21 protein-coding genes are annotated in these 24,910 nt (G+C 73.2%); 4 read left to right on the plus strand and 17 right to left on the minus strand.

Annotated elements, in window-relative coordinates; translation table 11 throughout:
• Window positions 1-858 carry a trans-aconitate 2-methyltransferase gene (locus ACIPYQ_RS15405; RefSeq protein WP_401250917.1) on the minus strand — a complete coding sequence of 286 codons (858 nt, stop codon included), beginning with the start codon at window positions 856-858 and terminating at the stop codon, window positions 1-3.
• 161 nt (window positions 859-1,019) lie between these two features.
• Here ACIPYQ_RS15405 and ACIPYQ_RS15410 point away from each other — a divergent pair, with 161 nt between their 5' ends.
• The gene (locus ACIPYQ_RS15410; RefSeq protein ID WP_030386194.1) at window positions 1,020-1,517 is read left to right on the plus strand and encodes a MarR family winged helix-turn-helix transcriptional regulator; all 498 of its coding nucleotides are present in this window, start codon (window positions 1,020-1,022) and stop codon (window positions 1,515-1,517) included.
• Here ACIPYQ_RS15410 and ACIPYQ_RS15415 read toward each other — a convergent pair.
• The 13 genes from ACIPYQ_RS15415 to rsmI form a co-directional block, all read right to left on the minus strand.
• The gene (locus tag ACIPYQ_RS15415) at window positions 1,476-2,243 is read right to left on the minus strand and encodes a response regulator transcription factor (RefSeq protein WP_361767247.1); all 768 of its coding nucleotides are present in this window, start codon (window positions 2,241-2,243) and stop codon (window positions 1,476-1,478) included. The genes ACIPYQ_RS15410 and ACIPYQ_RS15415 overlap by 42 nt on opposite strands.
• A 480-nt stretch (window positions 2,244-2,723) precedes the next feature.
• A complete protein-coding gene (galE, locus tag ACIPYQ_RS15420) occupies window positions 2,724-3,683 on the minus strand; it encodes a UDP-glucose 4-epimerase GalE (protein ID WP_361767244.1) in 960 nt (319 codons plus the stop codon).
• Window positions 3,684-3,825: 142 nt separating this feature from the next.
• Window positions 3,826-4,518, minus strand: coding sequence for a LuxR C-terminal-related transcriptional regulator (locus tag ACIPYQ_RS15425; protein WP_361767301.1), 693 nt, complete (start codon window positions 4,516-4,518; stop codon window positions 3,826-3,828).
• Between the two features lie 126 nt (window positions 4,519-4,644).
• Window positions 4,645-6,429, minus strand: coding sequence for a PQQ-binding-like beta-propeller repeat protein (locus ACIPYQ_RS15430; RefSeq protein ID WP_401250922.1), 1,785 nt, complete (start codon window positions 6,427-6,429; stop codon window positions 4,645-4,647).
• 43 nt (window positions 6,430-6,472) lie between these two features.
• Entirely contained in the window at window positions 6,473-8,104 is a 1,632-nt protein-coding gene (locus ACIPYQ_RS15435) for a PQQ-binding-like beta-propeller repeat protein (protein ID WP_401250925.1), read from the minus strand.
• Between the two features lie 156 nt (window positions 8,105-8,260).
• Window positions 8,261-10,066, minus strand: a complete 1,806-nt coding sequence (locus ACIPYQ_RS15440) for an ABC-F family ATP-binding cassette domain-containing protein (RefSeq protein WP_361767235.1) — start codon at window positions 10,064-10,066, stop codon at window positions 8,261-8,263.
• Between the two features lie 53 nt (window positions 10,067-10,119).
• Window positions 10,120-11,448, minus strand: a complete 1,329-nt coding sequence (locus ACIPYQ_RS15445) for an acyltransferase (RefSeq protein WP_401250928.1) — start codon at window positions 11,446-11,448, stop codon at window positions 10,120-10,122.
• Window positions 11,449-11,753: 305 nt separating this feature from the next.
• Window positions 11,754-12,665: a 4-(cytidine 5'-diphospho)-2-C-methyl-D-erythritol kinase gene (locus ACIPYQ_RS15450; protein WP_401250931.1), complete on the minus strand. Its 912-nt coding sequence runs from the start codon at window positions 12,663-12,665 to the stop codon at window positions 11,754-11,756.
• A complete protein-coding gene (gene rsmA / locus ACIPYQ_RS15455; RefSeq protein WP_361767226.1) occupies window positions 12,662-13,579 on the minus strand; it encodes a 16S rRNA (adenine(1518)-N(6)/adenine(1519)-N(6))-dimethyltransferase RsmA in 918 nt (305 codons plus the stop codon). The genes ACIPYQ_RS15450 and rsmA overlap by 4 nt, the downstream gene beginning before the upstream one ends.
• A gap of 79 nt (window positions 13,580-13,658) precedes the next feature.
• Window positions 13,659-14,960, minus strand: coding sequence for a ubiquitin-like domain-containing protein (locus ACIPYQ_RS15460; protein ID WP_401251824.1), 1,302 nt, complete (start codon window positions 14,958-14,960; stop codon window positions 13,659-13,661).
• Between the two features lie 448 nt (window positions 14,961-15,408).
• Window positions 15,409-16,290, minus strand: coding sequence for a TatD family hydrolase (locus tag ACIPYQ_RS15465; RefSeq protein WP_401250934.1), 882 nt, complete (start codon window positions 16,288-16,290; stop codon window positions 15,409-15,411).
• Between the two features lie 10 nt (window positions 16,291-16,300).
• Window positions 16,301-16,801, minus strand: a complete 501-nt coding sequence (locus ACIPYQ_RS15470) for a hypothetical protein (protein ID WP_401250937.1) — start codon at window positions 16,799-16,801, stop codon at window positions 16,301-16,303.
• Window positions 16,802-16,963: 162 nt separating this feature from the next.
• Window positions 16,964-17,821, minus strand: coding sequence for a 16S rRNA (cytidine(1402)-2'-O)-methyltransferase (gene rsmI / locus ACIPYQ_RS15475; protein ID WP_401251827.1), 858 nt, complete (start codon window positions 17,819-17,821; stop codon window positions 16,964-16,966).
• A gap of 149 nt (window positions 17,822-17,970) precedes the next feature.
• On the opposite strand from rsmI, the gene ACIPYQ_RS15480 reads away from it, so the two are divergent.
• Both ACIPYQ_RS15480 and ACIPYQ_RS15485 read left to right on the plus strand, forming a co-directional pair.
• Entirely contained in the window at window positions 17,971-19,773 is a 1,803-nt protein-coding gene (locus ACIPYQ_RS15480) for a dolichyl-phosphate-mannose--protein mannosyltransferase (RefSeq protein ID WP_401250940.1), read from the plus strand.
• A gap of 120 nt (window positions 19,774-19,893) precedes the next feature.
• Window positions 19,894-20,475 carry a dihydrofolate reductase family protein gene (locus tag ACIPYQ_RS15485; protein WP_401250943.1) on the plus strand — a complete coding sequence of 194 codons (582 nt, stop codon included), beginning with the start codon at window positions 19,894-19,896 and terminating at the stop codon, window positions 20,473-20,475.
• A 37-nt stretch (window positions 20,476-20,512) separates the two neighbouring features.
• On the opposite strand, the gene ACIPYQ_RS15490 is transcribed toward ACIPYQ_RS15485, so the two are convergent.
• Both ACIPYQ_RS15490 and ACIPYQ_RS15495 read right to left on the minus strand, forming a co-directional pair.
• Window positions 20,513-20,785: a hypothetical protein gene (locus ACIPYQ_RS15490; protein WP_401250945.1), complete on the minus strand. Its 273-nt coding sequence runs from the start codon at window positions 20,783-20,785 to the stop codon at window positions 20,513-20,515.
• A 219-nt stretch (window positions 20,786-21,004) separates the two neighbouring features.
• Window positions 21,005-21,700 carry a histone deacetylase gene (locus ACIPYQ_RS15495; RefSeq protein ID WP_401250948.1) on the minus strand — a complete coding sequence of 232 codons (696 nt, stop codon included), beginning with the start codon at window positions 21,698-21,700 and terminating at the stop codon, window positions 21,005-21,007.
• A 141-nt stretch (window positions 21,701-21,841) separates the two neighbouring features.
• On the opposite strand from ACIPYQ_RS15495, the gene ACIPYQ_RS15500 reads away from it, so the two are divergent.
• On the plus strand, window positions 21,842-23,467 hold the full coding sequence (locus tag ACIPYQ_RS15500) for a penicillin-binding transpeptidase domain-containing protein (protein ID WP_401250951.1): 1,626 nt from the start codon (window positions 21,842-21,844) through the stop codon (window positions 23,465-23,467).
• 258 nt (window positions 23,468-23,725) lie between these two features.
• Here ACIPYQ_RS15500 and ACIPYQ_RS15505 read toward each other — a convergent pair whose 3' ends face one another.
• The gene (locus ACIPYQ_RS15505; RefSeq protein ID WP_401251830.1) at window positions 23,726-24,889 is read right to left on the minus strand and encodes a serine hydrolase domain-containing protein; all 1,164 of its coding nucleotides are present in this window, start codon (window positions 24,887-24,889) and stop codon (window positions 23,726-23,728) included.
• Window positions 24,890-24,910: the final 21 nt, after the last annotated feature.

A 24,910-nucleotide genomic window follows, 5' to 3' on the forward strand; every position in this document is an offset into this window, starting at 1 on the left:
TCAGGCCTCCTTGCGGGCGACGGCGAAGATCCGGCGGAACGGGAAGACGGTGCCGCGGGGCCCGGCCGGGTAGGCCACGCGCAGCCGGTCGCGGTATTCGGCGAGGAAGGCGTCCGCGGCTTCGCGGTCGTCGCCGAGTGCGGTGAGGACGGGCCGCAGGGCGGTGCCCTTGACCCAGTCGAGTACGGGGTCGGGGCCCTGGAGCAGTTGGTGGTAGGTGGTCTCCCAGACGTCGGCGGAGCAGCCGAGCGCGGTGAACCGGGCAAGGTATTCGGCGGGTTCGAGGATGTGGATGTAGCGGGCGCCGTGGCCGGCGAGCCGGGAGCGCCAGCGCGGGGTGTCGCACAGTTCGGCGAGCAGGGCGTGGCCGGGGGCGGTGAAGTTGCCGGGGATCTGGAAGGCGAAGGTGCCGCCGTGGCGCAGGCCGTTGATCCAGGCGCCGAAGGAGCCGGCGTGGCCGGGGACCCACTGCAGGGCGGCGTTGGACACGATCAGGTCGTAGGGCTCCTCGGGGAGCCAGCCGGCTAGGTCCCCGTGGCGGAAGTCGAGCCTGCCGCCGCCGGTGGTGGGCCCGGCGTGCTCCTTGGCGGCGCGCTCGAGCATCTCCGGGGAGAGGTCGAAGCCGGTGATGCGGGCGCCGGTCCAGCGGTCGGCGAGGAGCGCGGTGACATTGCCGGGGCCGCAGCCGAGGTCGGCGATGCGGGCGGGCCGGGTGGGGAGCTCGGGTATGCGGGTGAGGAGGTCCAGGAAGGGCCGTGTGCGATGGCCTGCGTGCCGGAGGTACTGCTGGGGATCCCAGGTGGGGGCGGAGGGCGCGGTGGACGTGGGGGTCCCGGAGTGCGCGGTATCGGAATACATGTTCGAGCCTCCCTGCTGGCGGGGCGGTCGGAAGCGGAATCTGTTCCGGCCCCCTCCATGCCCCATGCTCGCGCGGTTTATATCTCGATGTCAAGATACTTGTGATCAAGATACTCGGTGTGAAGAGACTTCACATCGACAGACCCCTTACACTGATCCGCATGGAGGACGAGGTCGACCGACTGGTGGCGGCATGGCGGCGGGAGCGCCCTGACCTCGACGTGGAACCGCTCGAGGTACTGAGCCGCGTCAGCAGGCTCGCGCGCCATCTCGACCGCGCCCGCAGGCTGGCCTTCTCCGAGCACGGCCTGGAGCCCTGGGAGTTCGACGTCCTGACGTCGCTGCGCCGGGCCGGCGCGCCCTACCAGCTCTCCCCCGGCCAGCTGTTGACCCAGACCCTGGTCACCTCCGGCACCATGACCAACCGCATCGACCGGCTCGCCAAGAAGGGCCTCGTCGAGCGGCTCCCGGACCCCAGCGACCGCCGCGGGGTCCTGGTGCGGCTCACCCCCGAGGGCCGGGACCGTGCGGACCAGGCCCTCGCCGGGCTGCTGGCGCAGGAGCGGGCGATCCTCGCCCAGCTCTCGCAGAACCAGCGCGGTGATCTCGCCGGGCTGCTACGCCAGTTGACCGCTCCGTTCGACAACATCCCCGGCTAGGTCCGCCGGTCGCACCCCGGCCCTCCGGGCCAGCGCCACCGCCGCCAGGGTGGAGTGCACCCCGAGCTTGCCCAGCACGTTCTGCATGTGGGTGCGGACGGTGTGCGGGGACAGGAACAGGCGCGCGGCCACGTCCTTGCGGCCCAGCCCCGCCACCATGCAGCGCAGCACCTCGTGTTCGCGCGGGGTGAGCGACTCCACGAGCCGCTCGCTGTCCGTGCGGTGCTTGCGCGCCGCGGTCAACTCCCGGAGCACTCCGGTCAGCAGCGCGGGCGGCAGGTGGGTCTCCTCCCGCAGGACCCCGCGGATCACGGCCAGCAGCCGCGAGAGCGAGCAGTCCTTCGCCACCCAGCCCGAGGCCCCGGCCTGCAGCGCGTGCGCGGCCCGGCGGGGGTCGTCGCGCTCGGCGAGCACGACCGTACGGACCCCGGGGTGGGTCACCCGCACCCCGGCGACCAGCGCGATCCCGTCCGCGCCGGGCGGCGGCGGCCCGGAGCCCGGCTCCCGCTGGGCGGGCAAGGCCCCGGCGACCGCGCCGAGATCGGCGTCGACCAGCAGGACGTCGAAGCGGCGGCCCTCGGCCACCGCGCGTTCGAGGCAGCGCAGCGCGGCGGGACCGCTGCCGGCCGCGGACACGTCCACGTCCGGCTCGGCCGCGAGCGCGGCTGCGAGCGATTCGGCGAAGATGCGGTGATCGTCGACGACGAGAACCCGGATACGAACCACAAAACCCCCAAGGGTAGGGGAACGGACGATGGCGGGTACGGCGCCCGGACCGGGTGATCCGCAGCTGCCCCGGCCGCCGCCGTGACACCTCTGCACTACCCCGGACCGGACGCCGTACCCGACTTGTCTCGACCCCTGAATCAACACCGGCCCCCACCGGTGTCACGCATCAGCGTAGGGCCGGGGGCCGCTCACGGTTGGCCGAATAGCAGAAGTTTTCCCAGCGATTTTCCGGCGCAGGCGTTCTGAACCGCCTTTGTGGTGGCTTGAAATCACCCGTCCCACAGGTCCGGATGGCGGCTTCCGCACCGGCGCGTGCCACGGGCAGTTGCGCGGGGGGCAATTCACCCGGCTTGTGCACGCCGGGCGCCCGCGCACAGCGCCCGGTCGCGGCGCACGGCTCGAACGCACGCGCCCCCCGCACCGGGCAGGGTGCGGGGGGCGCGCAGGACAGCGGTGTTCCGGGGGGTTACCCGTGGGTCAGGAGGTGTGCGTGCGCGCGAAGTTCCACGCGTCCGTGATGATGCCGGTCAGGTCCGAGCGGCTCGGGGTCCAGCCGAGGCGCTCGTGGGCCGTGCGCGCGGAGGCGACCAGCATCGCGGGGTCGCCGGCCCGGCGCGGGGCGACGACCTCGGGGATCTCCCGGCCGGTGACCTTGCGGACGGTCTCGACGACCTCGCGGACCGAGAACCCGCTGCCGTTGCCCAGGTTGCAGATCAGGTGCTCGCCCTCGGCGGCGACCCGCAGGGCGGCCAGGTGGGCCTCCGCCAGGTCGGCGACGTGGATGTAGTCGCGCACGCAGGTGCCGTCCGGGGTCGGGTAGTCCTCGCCGAACACCGAGATCGACTCGCGCTCGCCCAGCGCGACCTGGAGGACCAGCGGGATCAGGTGCGTCTCGGGGGTGTGCCGCTCGCCGAACTCCCCGTAGGCCCCGGCCACGTTGAAGTAGCGCAGGGACACCGCGGCCAGGCCGTGCGCCACGCACTCCCCCGCGATCATGTGGTCGACGGCCAGCTTCGAGGCGCCGTACGGGTTGGTCGGCGCGGTCACCGAGGCCTCGGTGAGCAGGCCCTCCGTCGGCTCCCCGTAGGTGGCGGCGGTGGAGGAGAACACCAGCTTGCGCACGCCGGCCCCGCGCATCGCGCCGAGCAGGGCGAGCGTGCCGCCGACGTTGTTCTCCCAATACTTGCCCGGGTTCACCACGGACTCGCCGACCTGCGAGGAGGCCGCGAAGTGCAGCACCGCCTCGTAGGAGGAGTCCAGGTGGCGGGCGGCGTCCTGGATGCGGCCCTCGATGAAGGCGGCGCCCGCCGGGACGCCGACGCGGAAGCCGGTGCTGAGGTCGTCGAGGACCGTGACCTCGTGGCCGGCCTCCAGGAGGTGGGCCGCGACCACGCTGCCGACATATCCGGCGCCACCGGTTACCAGGTACTTGCTCACTCGCCTACTGCCTCTCGCGGGGGAGCACGCGCGGGAGCGTGCGCGTGCTAGGACACTGGCTTACCCGATTCGACGCCCGCGGGGAAATCGGCGCCGGGCGAGAGGCGGGCAGCCCGCGGGCCCGCCGGTGCGCGCCGGTGCGTCAGTCCCGCGCGGCGGCGGCCGGCCGCACCGGCAGCGCCCGGTCCAGCAGGCCGGTACGGGCGGCCAGCGCGGCCGCCTCCAGCCGCGATCCCACGCCCAGCTTCATCAGCACCCGCTGCACGTGCGTACGGGCGGTGCTCGGCGCGATCTCCATGCCCGCGGCGATCAGCCGGGTGTCCTCGCCCTCGGCGACCCGCACCAGCACCTCCACCTCGCGCGGGGTGAGCAGGCGCAGCAGCCGGCTGCCCTCGTCGTCGGGCTGGGCGGCGGGGTTCAGGAGCTCGCCGAAGGCGCCCTGCAGCAGCTGCGGGGCGATCGCCACCTCGCCCGCCCGCGCCTTGGCCAGCGCCCGCTCCACGCCCTCGATGCGCTCGTCCTGGCGTACGTACCCGGAGGCGCCGGCGGCGAAGGCGGCCGCGATCCCGCGCGGGCTCGGCACCGGGCCGAGGACGACGACGGCGATCTGCGGGCGCTCCCGCTTGATGCGGACGACGGGCTCGAAGACCCCGGCCTCGGCGGGGGTGGCCGTCCCGAACAGGCAGACCTCCGGGGCCCGTCCGATGACCAGCTCGGCGGCGCCCGCGGCCGGGGCGGCAGCCGCCAGGACCCGGTGGCCGCGCAGTTTCAGGGCAGAGGCCAGTGCCTCGGCCAGCAGCCGGTGCTCGTCGACCACCACGACCCGTACGCCCATTGAGGTACCCACCCCCCACCCTTCTGACCCGGCAAGCTACACGCTTGTTCGACGGTGCGCGGGGGTTACCGCGCAGAAGCCCCCGGAAGGCGGACCTTCCGGGGGCTTCTGCGGTGTGCGGGCGGATCAGCTCGCGGTGAAGGAGGAGAAGATGAACTCCGGTTCGGACGTGGCGGAGTACGGCTTCTTGACCGAGGTACGGGCGAGGAAGAACTTCCCGTTGTGGTAGCGGTACTCGTGGAAGCCGGGCGAGAAGGACGTCTCGATGCGCTGGGTGGTCTTGTCCGACGGGTTCTCCATCAGGACGGTTTCCTTCATCGTCTTGCCGTCGATGCTGACGACCTGGCCGCCCTTGTCGAAAGGGGGCTCCTTGTAGGCGATGATGTTCGACCCGTCCATGCGCAGCGGGTAGAGCTTGTACCGCTCGCCCGCGTCGGCGCGGTCGGTGGTCTGCTTGCCGGTCTCCAGGTCGAAGGAGAGCAGCTCGTTGGTCTTGCCGTAGGCGTCCTTGCCCTGGTGCTCGTAGGAGGGCAGGTACAGCTTGCCGTTGCCGACGATCATGCCGGCGCAGCGCTCGACCTCGGTCTTGCACTCACCGCCGAAGGTGCCGGAGGAGAGCGAGATCTTCGCCTTCAGCTGACCCGCGGCGTCGAGGACGAAGAGGTCGCTGACGCCGCTGGCGTTCTTGGCGGTCTTGCCGACGTCGGCGGAGACGATCAGGGGCTTGGTGGAGACGATGCCGGCGCTCTCGATGCCCGCGGAGAGCTTGTACGAGAACTGCGGGGCGCCGGTGGTCGGGTCGAGGGCCTGCGCGTACACGGTCGGGGTGGAGCTCTGGCCGCACCTGCGGATGACGGCGAGGGCCTCGCCGCCGCCGTAGCCGACGTCGCGGCAGCCTTCGCCGTCGACCTTGGGCAGCCACAGGGACTTGCCGTCGGCGAGGTTCCAGGCGGCGCCGCCCGAGGGGCCGCCGGCGGCGACCGTCTGCCCGCTGACGGTGACCTCGTAGTAGGACACGGGCTTGTCGCCGCTGGTGGCGCCCTTGGCCTGGCCGGTCCAGAGGAGCTTGCCGGCGTTCAGGTCGATGACGCCGACCTCGGTGCACGCCGGGTACTTGACCTCCGCCGTGGGCTTCGCGGGCCGGAAGATCACCGCCGTCTTGTTGTCGGAGGCGTGCCGGGAGGCTCCGCAGAGCTCACCGGGGAGGGGGATCTCCCACTTCATGCCGCCGTCGACGACGTTGTAGCCGACGATCTTGTACACGTCGGACTTGACGTAGGTGGAGTCGGTCAGCCAGGAACCGGGGACCTGGACCATCTCGTCCGGGGTCGGGCTCGGCTGGTTGACCAGCACCTTCGACTTGGTGTTGGAGGGCACCTTCTCGCTGCCGCCCGCACCGGGCTGGGACTTGTCGTCCCCCGGCTTGGCGGGGCCGCTGTCCGCGGTGTCCTTCGTGCCGTCCGCGTCGCCGGAGACGTACCAGAGGCCGCCGCCGACGATGAGGACGATGGCCAGCAGGGCCGCGCCGACGATCATCAGCTGGGTGCGCTTGTCGTTGCCGCCGCCGGCCGGGGGGCCGGCGGCGGGGGCCGCGGCGCCGGGAGCGCCGAAGGGCGGCGGGGTGCCGGGGGCGCCGAAGGGCGGCGGGGTGCCGGGCTGCTGCGGGTAGCCGTAGCCGGGTCCGGTCTGCGGGTACCCGTACGCGGGCTGCGCGGCCGGCTGCTGCGCGGGCGCGGGCGGTCCGGCCGGCGGGGCAGGGGGGCCGGCGGGCGGGGCCGGGGGTCCGGCCGGCGGCACGGGCGCGCCGAACCCGCCCGGGGCGGGGGTCCCCCCGGCCGGGGCCGGGGGCGGATCCTGCGGCGCGCCGAAGCCGCCGGACGGCGGCTGGCTGGGGGGCGGCGGGGTACTCATGGGTTGCTCTTGCCTCTCGCTGGGCTGCTCGTGGGACGCGTTGTCACTTGCCGAAGACCATCAGGAGCTTCTCGTCCGTGCCCTTGGCCTGCAGACGGGAGGTGGAGATGAAGAACCGTCCGTCCACGTAGTCGAGCTTCGGGGTGCGGAAGGAGCTCTCGATCGGCGCGGCCGGGCCCGACGGGTGGCGCAGGAGTGCGGTGGGGGTGCCGCCGCCGGCCGGGATGGAGATGACCTCGCCGCCCTGGTCCTCCTCGGCCTTGCGGTAGGCGATCAGCTGCCCGTTGGCGGCCTTGATCGGGGTGAGGGTGCGCTTGTCGCCGGCCGGGGTGCGCCACTTGGCCTTGCCGGTGGCCAGGTCGAAGGCGACGATCTCGTTGGCCTTGCCGGACTCCGCCGCGGTGGGGAGGTACAGGGTGCCCGCGTCGACGACGGCCGAGGGGCAGGTGGTCAGGGCCCGGAAGGCGCCGGTGTCGCCGCAGCCGACGACGAAGCTGCCCTCTCCTGCGAGGGTGGCGGTCTGCTTCCCGTCGGGTCCCAGGACCACGATGGAGCGCTGCTTGGCCTCCTCGTCGCCGATGTCGAGGACGAGCGGGTCCACCGAGTAGATGCTGGTGACCTTGTACTTCTTGGGGAGCCGGAAGGCCCAGGCCTTCTGGCCGGTGACGGGGTCGACCCCGTGGACCTCGGCGCTGTGGTCGGCGTCGCTGCAGGTGGCGAGGGCGATCATCTTGCCGTTGCCGGTTTCGTAGCCGTCGGGCCTGCAGCCGGTGCCCATGGCGCTCCCGAAGAGCTTGTCACCGTTGCTGATCTTGAAGGCGCTGGCGGTGCCGCCGCGGCTGACGGCGACGGTGTCGCCGGTCATGGCGAGGGTGGGGCTGGTGAAGAGGTCGAAGAGCCCTTCCTTGGGCACCTCCTTCGACCAGACCTCCTTGCCGGTCTTGAGGTCGACCACGCGCAGCTGCGTGCAGGAGGAGCTCTCCCCCTCGCCGTCCTTGTACATGACGGCCGTCTTGCCGTCGGCGGTGGTGTCCCGGGCGACGGAGCAGACCGGGGCGGGGAAGGCGAGTGTCCACTTCTCCTTGCCGTCGGTGACCGCGTAGCCGCTCAGGGACTTCCAGACGCTCTTGACGACGGTGTCGCCGGCGACCCACTGGGCCGCGGACTCGACGCCCATGCCGGGGCCGTCGACCTTGGCGGTCTTGAACCAGAGGACCTTGTCCTCGCCCTGCTTGCGGCCGGAGTTGAGGTCGGCCTGCTGGCCGCCGTTGCCATTGCCGTCGCCGTTGTCCACGGAAGGGGAGCCGGAGGGCTTGGCGTCGGTGGGCTCCTGCGCCACGGGCGGCTTGGGGTCCTCGTCGTCCCCGGAGAAGCCGAAGTAGCCGACGACCGCGACGGCGAGGACGGCCGCGGCGGCCGAGGCGGCGATCAGCGCGGTCCGCTTCTTCTTCGGCGGCGTCCCGGGGGCGCCGGGCTCGCCGGGCATGGCGGGCTGCGGGTAGCCGTAGCCCGGCTGCTGCTGCTGGACGGTGGGCGGCTGCTGCGCGTACGGGGCCTGCTGCGCGTACGGGTTCTCGCCCTGCGGGTATCCGTATCCCTGCTGCGGGGGGCCGGGGAGGTGACCGTAACCGGAAGGAGTCGGTGGCTGGTTCGGCGGCTGGGGCGGCTCGGTCATCAGCGCACGCTTTCGGCTTCGGCGGGTCGGGGAGGATGACCTTTCTATCACTGCCGGCCTTCGAACACCGGGCCGGTCCACCCCCTGTTCCCAAGGGAGGACCGGCCCGTGATGCCGTCGTTATCCCGCCAGTTGGCCCGGCCGGGTGAGCGGAAACTAGGCCTCCTCGGCCAGCTCCAGCCAGCGCATCTCCAAATCGTCGCGGTCCGCGAGCAGTTCGCGGAGCTCCGCGTCGAGCTTGGCCACCTTGTCGTAGTCGGTGGAGTTCTCGGCGATCTGGGCGTGCAGGTTGCCCTCGCGGTCGGAGAGCTTGTTGAGCTGCCGCTCGATCTTCTGGAGTTCCTTCTTCGCGGCGCGGGAGTCCACCGAGGCGGCGGTCTTCGCCGCCGCGGCGGCGGCCGGGGCGGGCGCCGGGGAGGCCGCCTCGATCATCCGCCGGCGGCGCTCCAGGTACTCGTCCAGGCCGCGCGGAAGCATCCGCAGGCTCGCGTCGCCGAGCAGCGCCATCACCGTGTCGGTGGTGCGCTCGATGAAGAACCGGTCGTGGGAGATCACGATCATCGAGCCGGGCCAGCCGTCGAGGAGGTCCTCCAGCTGGGTCAGGGTCTCGATGTCGAGGTCGTTGGTGGGCTCGTCGAGGAAGAGGACGTTGGGCTCGTCCATCAGCAGGCGCAGGATCTGCAGCCGGCGCCGCTCGCCGCCGGAGAGGTCGCCGACCGGCGTCCACTGCTTCTCCTTGGTGAAGCCGAACTGCTCGCACAGCTGGCCCGCCGTCATCTCGCGGCCCTTGCCGAGGTCGACGCGGTCACGGACGCGTTGGACGGCCTCCAGGACCCGCAGGGACGGGTCGAGTTCGCCGACCTCCTGCGAGAGGTAGGCCAGCTTGACGGTCTTGCCGACGGTGATCTTTCCGGCGGCGGGCTGGACGTCGCCCTGGCTGCGGGCGGCCTCGGCCAGGGCGCGCAGCAGGGAGGTCTTGCCGGCGCCGTTGACACCGACGAGGCCGACGCGGTCGCCGGGGCCCAGGTGCCAGGTGAGGTGCTTGAGCAGTTCCTTCGGACCGGCGTGCACGCCGACGTCCTCGAGGTCGAAGACCGTCTTGCCGAGGCGGGCGTTGGCGAACCGCATCAGCTCGGACTTGTCGCGCGGCGGCGGGACGTCGGCGATCAGCTCGTTGGCGGCCTCGATGCGGTAGCGGGGCTTGGAGGTCCGGGCGGGGGCGCCGCGGCGCAGCCAGGCCAGCTCCTTGCGCATCAGGTTCTGCCGCTTGGACTCCTCGGTGGCGGCGATGCGGTCGCGCTCGGCGCGGGCGAAGACGTAGTCGCTGTAGCCGCCCTCGTACTCGAACACGGAGCCGCGCTGCACGTCCCACATGCGGGTGCAGACCTGGTCGAGGAACCAGCGGTCGTGGGTGACGCAGACGAGCGCGGAGCGGCGCTCCTGGAGGTGCTGGGCCAGCCAGGAGATGCCCTCGACGTCGAGGTGGTTGGTGGGCTCGTCGAGGATCAGGAGGTCCTGGTCGGCGATGAGCAGCTTGGCGAGGGCGATGCGGCGGCGCTCGCCGCCGGAGAGCGGGCCGATGACGGTGTCGAGGCCCTGGCCGAAGCCGGGCAGGTCGAGGCCGCCGAAGAGTCCGGTGAGCACGTCGCGGATCTTGGCGTTGCCGGCCCACTCGTGGTCGGCCATGTCCCGGATGATCTCGTGGCGGATGGTCGCCTTGGGATCGAGGGAGTCGTGCTGGGTGAGGACGCCCATGCGCAGCCCGCCGGACTGCGTGACGCGGCCGGTGTCGGGCTCCTCCAGCTTGGCGAGCATCCGGATGAGGGTGGTCTTGCCGTCGCCGTTACGGCCGACGACGCCGATCCGGTCCCCCTCGGACACGCCGAGGGAGATGCTGTCCAGCAGGGTACGTGTGCCGTACACCTTGCTGACTGCCTCGACATTGACCAGATTGACGGCCATCAGACGCGCTCCAGGTGGGGTACCCCCGGACGGACTCTGGGGGAGGGTGTGGATCAGCTGCCCAGCCTAACGCTCCGGGCCGGGGCTGACCGTTCCACGAGCAGGGCGCCCGCGAGGGCCATCCCGATGGCGACCGGTGCGGTGACGGGGAAGGCGATCAGGGTGGCGCTGTGGCCGTCGAGCAGACCGCCGAGTCCGGTCATGGACAGGCCGAGGATGCCGAGGAGGCACAGGGTGATGCCGAGGGCGGCGACGGGGCCGGCGGCGCCGCCGGCCGTGCCGGTGCGCGGGGCGGCCGGGGCCTCGAAGCGGCGGAACAGCGTGACGAACACGGCCGTCAGGGCGGCCGCCGCGAGGATCCGTACGGGGACCTGCGCCCACCAGGCGGAGCCGGCCGGGGCCGGGAGGTCCATGCCGAGGGCGAGCTGGGCCCCGTACACGCCGAGCATGGCGGTGAGGTGCCACAGGAAGGCGGTCATGGCGACGCCGTTGGCGGCGACCACCCCGCGCCAGACGCGGGGGCGGGCGAGCAGGCGGGCGGCGGGCCGGGCGAGCAGCTGCACGGCGCCGACGAGCCACACGCCGTGCGCGAGCAGGGCGAGGGTGGGCGGGGCCATGTTGGACACCTTCTCGCCGGGCATCCCGACCATGGACAGCGGGTACGGGCCGAACGCGACCAGCAGGACGGCCCCGGCGAGTCCCGCGGCGGCGAGGGCGGCGGGCCGGCGGATCCGGCCGTCGGCGCGGAGGAAGCCGAGCTGGTGGACGGCGAGCCAGACGAGGGCGAAGTTCAGGAACTCCACGTAGGGGACGCCGCACGCGAAGCGCAGTACGTCGACCAGCGCGGCCGCCCCGGCCAGCGCGGCGAAGGCGGCCCAGCCGTGGCGCTCGTGCAGCTTCAGCAGGGGCGGGGTGAAGGCGACCATCGCCAGGTAGATCCCGATGAACCACAGCGGCTGGGTGACCAGGCGCAGCGCGGCCCCGGTCAGCCGGCCGCCGCCGTGCCCGGCGAGCTGCACGGCGAGCGCGGCGGCGGCCCACACCAGGACGAAGACGAGGGTGGGGCGCAGCAGCCGCTGGAGCCGGGCCCGGAGGAAGGCGGCGTAGACGGAGGTCTCGCTGCGGCGGGCGAGGGAGCGGTAGGACAGGGCGTGCGAGAACCCGCCGACGAAGAAGAACACCGGCATGACCTGCAGCCCCCAGGTGAGCACCTGGAGGGCGGGCACGAGGGCGAGCAGGTTCCCTATGCCGTCGCTGCTCACGGCGGCCATCAGCCAGTGCCCGCCGATGACGGTGCCGAGCGAGGCGACCCGCAGCAGGTCGACGTACCGGTCCCGGCCGGGTGGGGTGGCGAGGGCGAGGTCGCGTGCGCTGGCTGTCATGGGGCCACGGTCGCCTGCCGGGCCGTCTCCCGACAGGGCGCGGATACTCAACTCCGGCCTAGGTACCGGGGCTCCGCGCGCGCCTCAATCGCCGGCGAGGCTTCAAGACCGGGGCTCCGCCCCGAACCCCGCTCCTCAAACGCCGGAGGGGCTAAAAGATCGCCTCAATCGCCGGCGGGGCTGGATTTTCCAGCCCCGCCGGCGATTGAGGCGCGGGGTCTGGGGCGGAGCCCCGGGCATTTCAGCCTCGCCGGCGTTTGAGGCGCGGGGGTCCGGGGGCTGGCCCCCGGCAACGGTCCGCGGGGTCAGGACGGGAGGACCGTGGCGCCCGGGGCCGGGCTGGACGCCACGCGGGTGGCTCGGCAGGTGCCCGAGGCGTCCAGCGCGGCAGCGACCTTGACGGCCGACTCCTGGTCCGCGACCAGGAAGGCCGTCGTGGGGCCCGAGCCCGAGATCAGCGCGGCCAGCGCCCCGGCTCCGGTGCCCGCCGACAGCGTGTCCGCCAGGGACGGCCGAAGGGAAAGCGCCGCCGCCTGGAGGTCGTTGGTCAGCGCAGCGCCCAGCGCGTTCGGGTCGCCCGAGGCCAGGGCCGCGAGCAGGGCCGGGGAGGCTTCGGGGGCCGGGACCGGGGTGGCGGCCGTGAGCCGGTCGAACTCGCGGAACACCGCCGGGGTGGACAGCCCCCCGTCGGCCACCGCGAACACCCAGTGGAACGCCCCCGCGGCCACCGGCGTCAGCAGCTCGCCGCGGCCCGTACCGAGCGCGGCCCCGCCGACGAGGCTGAAGGGGACGTCGCTGCCGAGCTCCGCGCAGATGTCGAGGAGTTCGGCGCGCGGGGTGTCCAGGCCCCACAGGGTGTCGCAGGCCAGCAGGGCCCCCGCGCCGTCCGCGCTGCCGCCCGCCATGCCTCCGGCCACCGGGATGTTCTTCGCGATGTGGAGGTGGACGGCGGGCTCGATGCCGTGGCGGGCCGCGAGGATCTCGGCGGCCCGCGCCACGAGGTTGGTGCGGTCCAGCGGTACCTGGTCGGCGTCCGGGCCCTCGCAGGTCACCGTCAGCGTGTCGGCCGGGGTCGCCGTGACCTCGTCGAACAGCGACACGGCGAGGAAGACGTTGGCCAGGTCGTGGAAGCCGTCGGGGCGGGCCGCGCCCACCGCCAGCTGCACGTTGACCTTCGCGGGGACCCGTACGGTCACACCCGTCGTGCGCGCGCTCACAGTGCGGGCCTCTCCGCCGCGGGCTTGTTCTCGGCGATCGCGGCGAACTCCTCCACCGTCAGGGATTCGCCGCGTGCCTGCGGCGAGATGCCGGCGGCGACCAGCGCCGCCTCGGCGCCCGCCGCCGAGCCGGCCCAGCCGGCCAGCGCGGCGCGCAGCGTCTTGCGGCGCTGTGCGAACGCCGCGTCCACGACCGCGAAGACCTCCGCCTTGGAGGCGGTGGTCTTGATCGGTTCGGTGCGCCGCACCAGCGAGACGAGACCGGAGTCGACGTTCGGGGCGGGCCAGAAGACCTTGCGGCCGATGGACCCGGCGCGCTTGACGTGCGCGTACCAGTTGGCCTTGACGGAGGGGACCCCGTAGACCTTGTTGCCGGGCTCGGCGGCCAGCCGGTCGGCGACCTCCGCCTGCACCATCACCAGGGTCCGCTCGATGGTCGGGAAGCGGTCGAGCATGGTCAGCAGGACCGGCACGGCCACGTTGTACGGCAGGTTGGCGACGAGCGCGGTCGGCGCCGGGCCGGGCAGTTCCGTCACCAGCATCGCGTCGGAGTGGACCAGCGCGAAGCGGTCCTTCTTCGCGGGCATGCGGGCCTCGATGGTGGCGGGCAGCGCGGCGGCCAGGATGTCGTCGATCTCGACGGCGACGACCCGGTCGGCGGCCTCCAGCAGCGCGAGCGTCAGCGAGCCCAGGCCCGGGCCGACCTCGACGACCACGTCGTCCGGGCGGACCTCGGCGGTCCGCACGATCCGGCGGACCGTGTTGGCGTCGATGACGAAGTTCTGCCCCTTCTGCTTCGTCGGGCGTACGCCGAGGGCGGCGGCCAGCTCCCGGATGTCGGCCGGGCCGAGGAGGGCGTCGGGCGCGGCGGGGGTACTGGAGGGGTTCTCGGGCTGCTGCTCTGCGGTGCTCACCGGTAAAGCGTCTCAGATCGGCCGGGTGATCCCGAGCCGGACCGGGTGTCCGGCTCGCGGACGCGTTCCGGCGGGACCGCTACGAGGTGAGCCTGCGGCCGCAGTGGGGCCACGGGCTCGCGCCCCGCTGCACGTAGAGCTTCTTGGCCCGGTAGGTCTGTTCCGAGCCGGACGCGTCCTGGGGGCGGCCGCTGCCGCCGAGGCCCTGCCAGGTGCGGACGTCGAACTGGTAGAGGCCGCCGTACGTTCCCGAGGCGTCGGTGGCCGAGGGGCGCCCGCCGGACTCGCACTGGGCGAGGGCCGCCCAGTTGAGGCCGTCGGCGCCGGCGACGGAGCTGGGCAGCGCCCTGGTGCCGACCCTGACGAGCTGGGTGACGGGCTCGCGGACGACCTCGTCGGCGATGGCGCGGGGGGTCTGGCGGACCCCGTTGACGGTGCGCAGGGTGTAGGTGACCCGGCGCGCCCCGGGCCGGCCGGCGCGTTCGACGACCTCGGTGCCGGCGAACAGGTCGGGGTCCTTGACCTTCTCGGTCTCGAAGGGGATGCGCTCCTCGCGGACCTCACGGGTGCCGGTGATGCGGAGCACGGTGACGGTCTGGCCGTCGCGCGGGAAGGCGGTGGGGGGTACGGAGGTGGTGTCCTGGCCCTGCAGGGTGATGCCGGCCTGGTCGAGGGCCTCCTGGACGGTGGCGGCGTTGGTGCGGATGGTGCGTTCGCGGCCGTCGGCCATGAAGGTCACGCTGCGTTCGGTGCGCACGCTCAGGGCGAGGCCGGAGCGGGGGACGGGCGCGGTGCGGGGGGCGGAGAGGTAGGCGCCTTCGGCGCGGATGCCGAACTGGCGCAGTGCGCCTTCGACGGTGCGGGCGGTGGTCCACACCTGGCGCTGCTGCCCGTCGAGGGTCAGGCGCAGGGGGCGGCCGTAGCGGACGACGATCTCCTCGCCGTCTTCGAGGGGTTCGCCGGGGGCGGGGGCGACGAGGTCGTGGGGGCCGACGCCGAGGCCCTCGGCGGCGAGCAGTTCCTCGACGTCGCCGGCGAAGGTGTGCAGGTCCCTCGGGACCCCGTCCACGGTGAGCCGTACGGACTTGTCGGCGGCGACGAACGCGGTCGTGCCGCCCGCGAGGAAGGCGACGACCAGGGCCTGGGGCACGATCCGCCGCCAGTTCGCTCCGGGCGGTTCGGCGGGGGCGCCGCGGCCGCGGGCGGCGCGGCGGCGGCCGGTCCCGGGCGCTGCGGCCGGGGCGTCGGCGGGCGCGCCGCGGCCGCGGGCCCGGCGGCCCGTCCCGGGAACCGAGGGAACCGCGGGGGCGGCGGGGGCGGGTGCGAGGGCGGCGACGGCCGGGCTCGCGGCGCGGCGGCGGCCGGAGCCGGGCGCGGCCAGCGTGTCGGCCTCGGAGAGCCGGGCCAGTTCGGCCAGTTCGGCCAGCTCCGCCACGGCGGCCAGCTCGGCCAGCTCGGCCGGCGTCCGGCCGCCGGGCCAACCGGGACCGGTGGCGCTGTCCGCGCCCCGACGGCGCCGGCCGGCCCGCCGGCTCCCGGCGCGCGGGCCGGGGACGCCGGGATCGGGGTCGCGGAGCGTGGCCCCGGGATCCGCCGTACCGGCCGTCCAGGCCTGGGGCTCGGCCCCGTACTCCTCCGGGACGGGACCGGCACGGCGGTGACTGCCCTGCGTATCGCTCACGACGCTCGCTCCACTGGTGATCCGGCACCCCCGGGGTTCGGGCACGGCACCCTAGCGGAGGAGACGTCACGCTCCAAAGCCGGGCGGGTACTCAGCGTGTCGGAGCGGGTGGTGCGGCGCTGGGTGGGCCACCGGTGGAGGGGCGGATTCAGTAGGCGAAGGCGCGTGCCGTGTTGGCGGCCAGCGCGGTGGCCATCGCGTCCTCGTCGATGCCGCGGACCGCGGCCATCGCCCGTACCGTCAGCGGAATGAGGTACGGCGCGTTGGGCCGTCCGCGGTACGGCGCCGGGGTCAGGTAGGGCGCGTCCGTCTCGACGAGCACCAGCTCCAGCGGGGCCACGGCCAGCGCCTCGCGCAGCGGCGCCGCGTTCTTGAAGGTGACGGTTCCGGCAAAGGACATGTAGTACCCGGCGGCGGCGCACTCGCGGGCCATGTCGGCGTCCCCGGAGTAGCAGTGGAAGACGGTCCGCTCCGGGGCGCCCTCTTCGCGCAGGACGCGCAGGACGTCCGCGTGGGCCTCGCGGTCGTGGATGACGAGCGCCTTGTTCTGCCGTTTGGCGATCTCGATGTGGGCGCGGAAGGAGCGCTCCTGCGCGGCCATGCCGTCCGGTCCGGTGCGGAAGTAGTCCAGCCCGGTCTCGCCGACCGCCTTCACGTGGTCGAGGGCGGCCAGCGCCTCGATCTCGGCGAGCGCCTCGTCCAGCGCGCCCTCGCCACCGCCGGCCCGGGCCCCCTGCCGCGACCAGCCGTCCGGATCCCCGAGGACGATCCGGGGGGCTTCGTTCGGGTGAAGGGCGACGGCCGCGTGGACGTTCTCGTAGGCGGCGGCGGTCTCGGCGGCCCACCGGGAGCCCTTCACGTCGCAGCCCACCTGGACGACGGTGGTCACGCCGACCGAGGCGGCCTTCGCGAGGCCCTCCTCGACGGTGCCCGCCTGCATGTCGAGGTGGGTGTGCGAGTCCGCCACCGCCACCCGGAGGGGTTCGGGCAGCGGGGGCAGTGCGTCCTTGGAGGCGGAGGAAGGGCTCATGGGGCCGATCTTATGACCGGCGGAAGATGCCCATCAGGCGGGAGAGCGGGCCCCGGCGCTCCTGGGCCCGGTCGACGGCGACGGGCCCGGGGGAGTCGTGCGTCCCCGTGCGGGGCTTCGGGGTCCGGGGGACGTTGGCCCCAGCCGGCACCGGTCCGGCGATCCCGGGGGCGATGCGGTGGTGGTAGAGGTGGTCGATCATGCCGAGCACCGAGGAGACCTGGCCCGCGCGCATGATCCGTACGACGTGTCCGCCGCAGTTCATGCAGGTCGGGTTGGACAGCGGGGAGGGCACCCGCTCGCCGTTGACCTTGTACATGATGAACGGCTCGCCCCGGCCGTCGACGTGGTGCTCGATCGCGTACGCCTGCTCCCAGGCGTACCCGCACTTCATGCACGCGAAGGAGTAGGCCTCGTGCACGGTCTGCACGCCGGGGCTGGAGACGACGGCAGGGACTGCGGCGGGTACCGCGACGGGGACGGGTACCGGGGTGTCAGCGATCTCACTCATGCCAGCTCCTCTTGTTCCACTGGTGCCATTGCCAGTGGACGCCTCTTCAGGCGGGAGCGCATCAGGCCCTGTCTACTGTTGGACGGTCTTTGGGCGAGTCCATGCCCAAAGCGCCCGGTGCGCGGTCTGAAGCTTTGCTTTTCAGGTTAGCTCTTTACCGACTTACGGCATCTTTTGTGCCGCATTCTTTGCCGCGACCACGGCGTCGAACACCTCGCGCTTGGGTACCCCGGCCTCGGCCGCGACCGCCGCGATGGCCTCCTTGCGCCGCTCCCCCGCCTCCTCGCGCACCTGCACCCGGCGCACCAGCTCCTCGGCGTCCACGTCGCCGGGTCCCGCGGCGGGGGCGCCCTCCACGACGACGGTGATCTCCCCGCGCACCCCTTCGGCGGCCCAGGCCGCGAGCTCGCCGAGCCCGCCGCGCTTGACCTCCTCGTACGTCTTCGTCAGCTCGCGGCAGACCGCGGCCCGCCGCTCGGCGCCGAAGACCTCGGCCATCGCGGCGAGGGTGTCGTCGAGCCGGTGCGGGGCCTCGAAGTAGACGAGCGTGCGCCGCTCGCCCTCGACCTCGCGCAGCCGGCCGAGGCGCTCGCCCGCCTTGCGCGGCAGGAACCCCTCGAAGCAGAACCGGTCCACGGGCAGCCCGGACATCGCCAGCGCGGTGAGCACGGCGGACGGCCCGGGGACGGCGGTGACCTTGATGTCCTTCTCCACGGCGGCGGCGACCAGCCGGTAGCCGGGGTCGGAGACCGAGGGCATGCCGGCGTCGGTGACGAGCAGCACGCGCGCGCCGCCGACCAGGGCCTCGACCAGCTCGGGGGTGCGCGCGGACTCGTTGCCCTCGAAGTACGAGAGGACGCGCCCGGTGGTGTGCACGCCCAGTCCCTGGGTCAGCCGGCGCAGCCGCCGGGTGTCCTCGGCGGCGATCACGTCGGCCCGCTCCAGCTCGGCCGCGAGGCGCGGCGGGGCGTCGGCGAGGTCGCCGATGGGGGTGCCGGCGAGGACGAGCGTGCCCATCAGGCCTTCGGCCGCGGCGGTGGTGGAGGTGGGCTGGGTACCGCGGGGCTGGTCAGTTGTCACCCGCCCATCCTCTCAGTCCCGCGCCCCGCCGCCCCCCGCCAGGCCCCCGCCACTGGGGCGCACACAGATCTCTTCCCTACGATGTGCCGGTGACCAGTACCGCGACGCCGTCGCCCAGCCCCGCGGGGGCCCCTGCCGCTTCGCCGGCGGGGCGCGAAGTAGAGCCGCCCACCTGGCTGCGCCGGCTGCGCGGCTTCGGCTACGCGCCGGCCGCCGCCGCGTCGCCGCGCGCGGACGTCCGCAGCCGGCTGGTGCCCCCGTACGCCAAGCCGTCCCGGCAGCTGTGGCTGACCTTCGGTCTGCCGCCCTCGACGTGGGGGATCTGGCAGCGCATCTTCTCGTGGGCGGGGCCGCTGCTGGTGGCACTGGTCGCCGGGGTGCTGCGGTTCGTGCACCTGGGCAGCCCGAAGGCGGTGATATTCGACGAGACGTACTACGCGAAGGACGCCTGGGCCACGGTCCGGCAGGGCTACGAGGCGAGCTGGCCCAAGGACATCGACAAGTCGATCCTCGCCAACCCGGACGGGGTCGCCCTGCCCGTGGACCCGGGCTACGTGGTGCACCCGCCCGTCGGGAAGTGGGTCATCGGGCTCGGCGAGTGGATGTTCGGCTTCACCCCCTTCGGCTGGCGGTTCATGACCGCCGTGCTCGGCACCCTGTCGGTGCTGATGCTGTGCCGGATCGGGCGCCGCCTCTTCCGCTCGACCTTCCTGGGATGTCTGGCGGGCACGCTGCTCGCGGTGGACGGCCTGCACCTGGTGATGAGCCGCACCGCGCTGCTGGACCTGGTGCTGATGTTCTTCGTGCTCGCCGCGTTCGGGGCGCTGCTCATCGACCGCGACCGGGCCCGGGCCAGACTCGCGGACGCGCTGCCGGTGGACGACGGTGGGGGTACCTCCCAGCCCCCTGGGGCTGGGGGAGGCCGGACCCGGCCGGATGCGAAGATCGCCGAGTCGCTGCGGCTGGGCTGGCGGCCGTACCGGATCCTGGCCGGGGTCTGCCTGGGTCTGGCCGCGGGAACGAAGTGGAACGGCTTCGTCGTCCTGGCCTTCTTCGGGGTCCTCACCGTGCTGTGGGACGCGGCCGCGCGCCGCACCGCGGGCGCGGGAGCCCCGTACGCGGCGATGCTGCGCCGCGACGCGCTGCCGGCCTTCGTCTCCACGGTGCCGGTCGCGATCGTGACGTACGTGGCCTCGTGGTCGGGCTGGATCTTCAGCCCGGACAACGGCAAGGGCGGCTACCTGCGCGACTGGGCGGCCAAGAACGACCAGGACAGCGCGCTGTCGTTCCTGCCGGAGTGGCTGCGCAGCCTGTGGCACTACGAGACCGAGGTCTACCGGTTCCACGTCGGGCTGACCTCGGGGCACACCTACGAGTCGAACCCGTGGAGCTGGCTGGTCCTCGGCCGGCCCGTCTCCTATTTCTACGAGTCCCCCGAGCCGGGCACCGACGGCTGCCCGGCAACCGCGGCGGGCAAGTGCGCCCGCGAGGTGCTGGCGCTGGGCACCCCGCTGCTGTGGTGGGCGGGCTGCTTCGCGCTGCTGTACGTGCTGTGGCGGTGGTTCTTCCGCCGCGACTGGCGGGCGGGCGCGATCGCGTGCGCGGTGGCCGCGGGTCTGCTGCCCTGGTTCAACTACCAGGAGCGGACGATCTTCTACTTCTACGCGGTGGTCTTCGTCCCGTACCTCTGCCTGGCGGTGGCGATGATGATCGGCGCCCTGCTGGGCCCGGCGGGCTCGTCCGAGCGACGGCGCGCGCTGGGCGCGATCGGTGCGGGGGTCCTGGTCCTGCTGATCATCTGGAACTTCATCTACTTCTGGCCGATCTACACGGGCCAGACCCTCCCGATGGACTCCTGGCGCGGCCGCATGTGGCTGGACACCTGGGTCTAGCAGGCGAAACGACGGGCCCGGCACCCTCTGGTGCCGGGCCCGTCGTGGTTGTTGCCGGTTACGCGAGCGACGGCTCACGACGCGCTAATTTGGGGCACCCCGAAGCAGAGGAGAGGCCCCGTGGGCAAGGTGGTCATGTACAGCTCGGTGTCGGTGGACGGCTTCATCGCGGACGAGGACGACCAGCCCGGACCCCTGTTCGACTGGTTGACCAGCGGTGACGTCCCGTTGGACGAGAGCGGCGGGCTGAAGGTGTCGCAGACGTCCTACGACTACACCCGGCCGTACTGGGACCGGATCGGAGTCACGATCGTCGGCCGCCACGTCTTCGACCTGACGGACGGCTGGGACGGGAAGCCGCCGGGCGGGATCGACCACGTGGTCGTCGTGACGCACCGGCCGGAGCCCGAGGGCTGGGACCCCGGGGCGCCGTTTCACTTCGTAGACGGCGTCGAGGCGGCCATGGCCAAGGCGCAGGAGCTTGCGGGTGACCGCCTGGTCGAGGTCGCCGCCGGCGACGTCGGTGGCCAGGTGCTTGCCGCGGGCCTGATCGACGAGGTGCGCATGGACGTCGTACCCGTCGTGTTCGGGTCCGGCAAGCGCTACTTCGGGTCGGTCCGCGCGCAGCACCTGCTGGAGGATCCCGACGTGGTGATTCAGGGCGACCGGGTGCTTCACCTGCGCTATCGGGTGCGCCGTTGACCGGTCCGAGCGGGTACGCGAAGAAGTCCCATGCTTGCTACTGGGGGGCCACCCGGCAGGCGCTGGCCGCGTCCTCCTTGGAGATGCCCGCCTCGGTGAGGCTGGCGCTGCAGCTGGTCTGGTTGCCGATCTGGCCCTCGTAGCAGGCCTGCCGGACATCGTCCGTGACCTGCACCTTCTGCTGCATGAGGGACTGCTCGCACTGCTTGGCGTCCGCGTGCGCGGCCGGGACGGTGAAGACGGCGCCGCCGACGGCGAGGGCCAGGCCGGCGAGGATGCTGGGGATACGGGCCGACGGACGCATGCGCATGCACCTGCTCTCTCGGTCGGTCGCGCGATCGGCGGGTGCGCCGGACCACGGGCGGGGGCGGCGCGCGGAGCGGGCACTCGGAGGGGCGACCGGCTCGGTGCAGCGGTCACCCTCGCCCTTTCGACGCTAGAGCACGGCCCCGGCGCACGCACGTCCGGCCGAGCGGGCCGTGGGCAGGTCGAGGGCAGATCAGCGCAGGTCAGGGGAGGTCAGCACAGGTCAGGGGGAGGGCAGGAGGGCTGCGATGCGGTCCGCGTTCCAGTGGCCGGCCGCGCCGGGGCACCGGGCGAGGTAGTCGGCGACGGACCGTGCGTCCCAGGCCCCGGACTCCAGCAGCCCTGCCGCCAGGTGCGTCACGTAGGCGGCGGCCGGGCTGACCCACTCCACCTCGTGCATGCCCCACGGCGCGGTGAAGGTCAGCACGGGGATGCCGTCCAGGGCGCCGGAGCAGATCAGCGTCTCGTACCGGCCGGGCCCCAGCTCGTCGCGTCCCGTGCGCAGGACGCGGGTGAGGTCGATGTCGGCCCCGGGCTCCCGGTACATCTCCTGGGCGGCGATGTCGGAGAACTGCTGGACGGTCACCAGGTGGGCCCGCGCGCGCAGGCGGCCCGGCGCCGCCGGGTCGTAGAAGGCGCGGCCGCCCGTCCACACGACGGACTCCGTGGCGAAGTACAGGCGGCCGGGCAGTTCGACGGGCACGGAGCGGGCCGGCGCACGGGGGTCGCGGCATCCGGGATAGCCGCGGGCGGCGCCCGCGGGGGTGCCTCCGGCCAGGTACGCCGGGGTGCCTCCGGCGAGGTAGCAGGCCAGCCTGCCCCGGTGCATGTTCGAGCCGTAGGAGGTGTACCAGATCCGCTCGGGCGGCGGTCCCCCGCTGCCGAGCGCTTCCATCGCCGGGAGCCTCTTCGTGGTCATCAATTGCTTCAACGGCCTTCGCAGTCGCGATGTTCCGGTCCGGTAACAACGGCCGGAACGACCTGCTCCGCCGCGTAAGGTCCACACCAAAGGTTCTTTGAACATGTTCAGGGAACCATCGGCTCCTGGGGAGGGGACGCAGTGAACGGGGCAGCGAAGGGCGCCATCGTCGGAGGGGTGTTTCTCGCGATGCTCGGCGGTGCCGGGTACGGGGTGTACGCCCTGGTCGGGGACAGCGGCGACGGGCCGGACGGCGACACCTCCGTCCAGGCGGAGAAGGGCAGCGGGCCGGTCGGTGCGAAGGAGACCGCCGCAACCGCAAAGGCCTTCCTGGCCGCGTGGGCCGCCGGGGACGAGCGGGTGGCCGCCGACCTGACGAACAACGCCGCGGCCGCACAGGCCGCCGTCGCCGACTTCAGGTCCAAGGCGTACGTCTCCAAGGCCGTGATCACCCCCGGCCCGCCGAACGGCACCACCGTCCCCTTCAAGGTCGAGGCCGAGATCACGTACGAGGGCACCACCAAGCCGCTGGCCTACGACTCCCAGCTGACCGTCGTGCGCGGGGTGACCAGCGGGAAGCCGCTGGTCGACTGGCAGCCCTCGGTGATCCACCCGCAGCTCCAGAAGGACGAGAAGCTGCGCGCGGGCGCCGCGTCGAGCCCGCCGGTCAAGGCCGTCGACCGCAACGGCGAGGAGCTGACCCCGGAGAAGTACCCCTCGCTGCGGCCGGTCCTCGACGAGCTGCGCCAGAACTACGGCAGCAAGGCGGGCGGCAGGTCCGGCGCCGAGGTGTGGATCGAGCCCGCCCTCAAGGAGGCCCCGAAGCGGACCCTGCTGACCCTGGTCGAGGGCGAGCCGAGCACGCTCAAGACGTACCTGGACGCCACGGTTCAGGCGGCGGCCGAGCAGGCCGTCGCCAAGTACCCCGAGGCCTCGGTGGTCGCCGTCCAGCCGAGCAACGGACACATCCTGGCCGTCGCCAATCACCGCACCGACGGTTTCAACGCGGCCATGAGGGGCGCCAGGGCCCCCGGCTCCACGATGAAGATCGCGACGGCGGCCATGCTGATCGACCGGGGCCTGGTCGCGGCCGACAAGCCGGCGCAGTGCACGAAGGAGGTGCAGTGGGGCGGACGCACCTTCCACAACCTGGGCAACTTCGAGCTGCCGGGCGCGAACTTCGCGACGAGCTTCGCCAAGTCCTGCAACACCGCCTTCATCAAGCCGGTCGGCGTGATCAACGACGACGCCGCGCTCGCGAAGGAGGCCAAGGAGGTCTTCGGCATCGACCTGGACTGGAAGACGGGCATCAAGTCCGTCGACGGCAAGGTCCCGACGGCGACGGGCGCGGAGGAGGCCGCCGGGTACATCGGGCAGGGCAGGATCACGATGAACCCGCTGAACATCGCGTCCATCACCGCGACCGCGCGCACCGGCACGTTCCGCCAGCCGCTCCTGGTCTCGCCGGAGCTCGACGGCCGGAAGATCGCGACGGCGCAGCGGAAGATGAAGCCCTCGGTGCAGCAGCAGCTGGTCTCGATGATGCGGCTGACCGCGACATCCGGCACCGCCGAGAAGGTGATGCGGTCGGTGGGCGGCGACAAGGGCGCGAAGACGGGCTCGGCGGAGGTCGACGGCGCGGGCAGCCCGGACAGCTGGTTCACGGGTTACAGCGGCGACGTGGCCGCGGCCGCGATGGTCGAGGCCGGCGGCCACGGCGGCGACGCGGCGGGACCGATCGTCGCCGAGGTCCTCAAGGCCGGCTGACCGGCCGCACCCCGCGGGGACCCACCGACGGACGGAGTCCGGCGCAGCGGCCCCGAAGCCTACGAGGCGCCCCGGCGCCGAGCAGTGCGAGGGCCGCGTCGAAAAGGCAGGCGCGGCAGGACCGATCGTCGCCGAGGTCCTCAAGGCCGGCTGACCGGGGTCAGCCCGCCCTCGTGCCGAAAGCCGGCTGACGCCTCCTCGCGGGAGGCGTCGGTGTCCGACCGCCCTCGGCATCGGCGCCGAGGTACGGAACCACCGTCAGAGGGCTGATCGCAGGGCGCGGACCAGGGCCTGGGCGCGCGGGTCGGCGGTGACCGACTTGGCCAGGGCGTTGGTGACGTAGCCGAAGCCGATGCCCGCGTCCGGGTCCGCGAAGGCCAGGGATCCGCCGCGGCCGGGGTGGCCGAAGGAGGCCGGGGAGAGCAGCGGCGAGGCCGGGCCGTGCAGCATGTAGCCGGGGCCGAAGCGGGTGTTCACGACGAGCACCCGGTCCGGGCCCGAGGACAGCTCGCGGCCGGCGAGGGCGGTGGTGGCCGGGGTGAAGATCCGCGCGCCGTCCTCGACCACGCCGATCGTGGCCCCGTAGAAGCGGGCCAGGGCGCGGGCCGTGCCGATGCCGTTCGAGGCGGGGAGTTCGGCGGCCCGGTAGGCGGGGTCGTTCTCGTCGGGCAGCGGGTCGATGGCGGTGAAGGCGCGGCGGGTGAGGGAGTCCGGGTCGGCGTAGGCCTCGGAAACGTTTCTGCGCGGCCTGGTCCTGAGCATTCCGGCGCTCGAAGGCGGGTCGACCGGGGCCACGCGGCCCACCCGGTGCGTCTCGGTCTCCGGCAGCCCTATCCAGAAGTCGACGCCCAGCGGCTCGGCCATCTCCTCCGCCAGTACGGTGCCCAGCGTGCGGCCGGTCACCCGCAGGACCAGCTCGGACAGCAGCCAGCTGTAGGTCTGCGCGTGGTAGCCGTGCTCGGAGCCCGGCTCCCAGAAGGGCTGCTGCGCGGCGACGGCGTGCGCTCCGGAGACCCCGTCCGCGGCCTCGGCCGCGGTCAGCCCGCGGTCCAGCACCGGGACGCCGGCCCGGTGCGCGAGCAGGTCGCGGACCAGGATCCGCTCCTTGCCGCCCGCCTTGAACTCCGGCCAGTACGAGCCCACCGGAGCGTCCAGGTCCAGGAGCCCGCGCTGGTGCAGCAGCAGGGGGACGGCGGCGGCCACGCCCTTGGTCGCGGAGCGGACGACCTGCGCGGTGTCCGCGGTCCAGGGATCCCTGCCGTCGGCGTCCCTGGTGCCGCCCCACAGGTCGACGACCTTGCGGCCGTCGCGGTAGACGGCCACGGCCGCCCCGCGGTCCCCGAGCACCTCGAAATTGCGCACGAACGCGTCCCGGACGGGCTCGAAGCCCTCCGCCACCACACCCTGGATGTCCACGAGCAGTCCAACAACCTGCGACCGGGG

The organism is Streptomyces sp. NPDC090045, from assembly GCF_044747975.1.
In the GTDB taxonomy this organism is placed as follows: domain Bacteria; phylum Actinomycetota; class Actinomycetes; order Streptomycetales; family Streptomycetaceae; genus Streptomyces.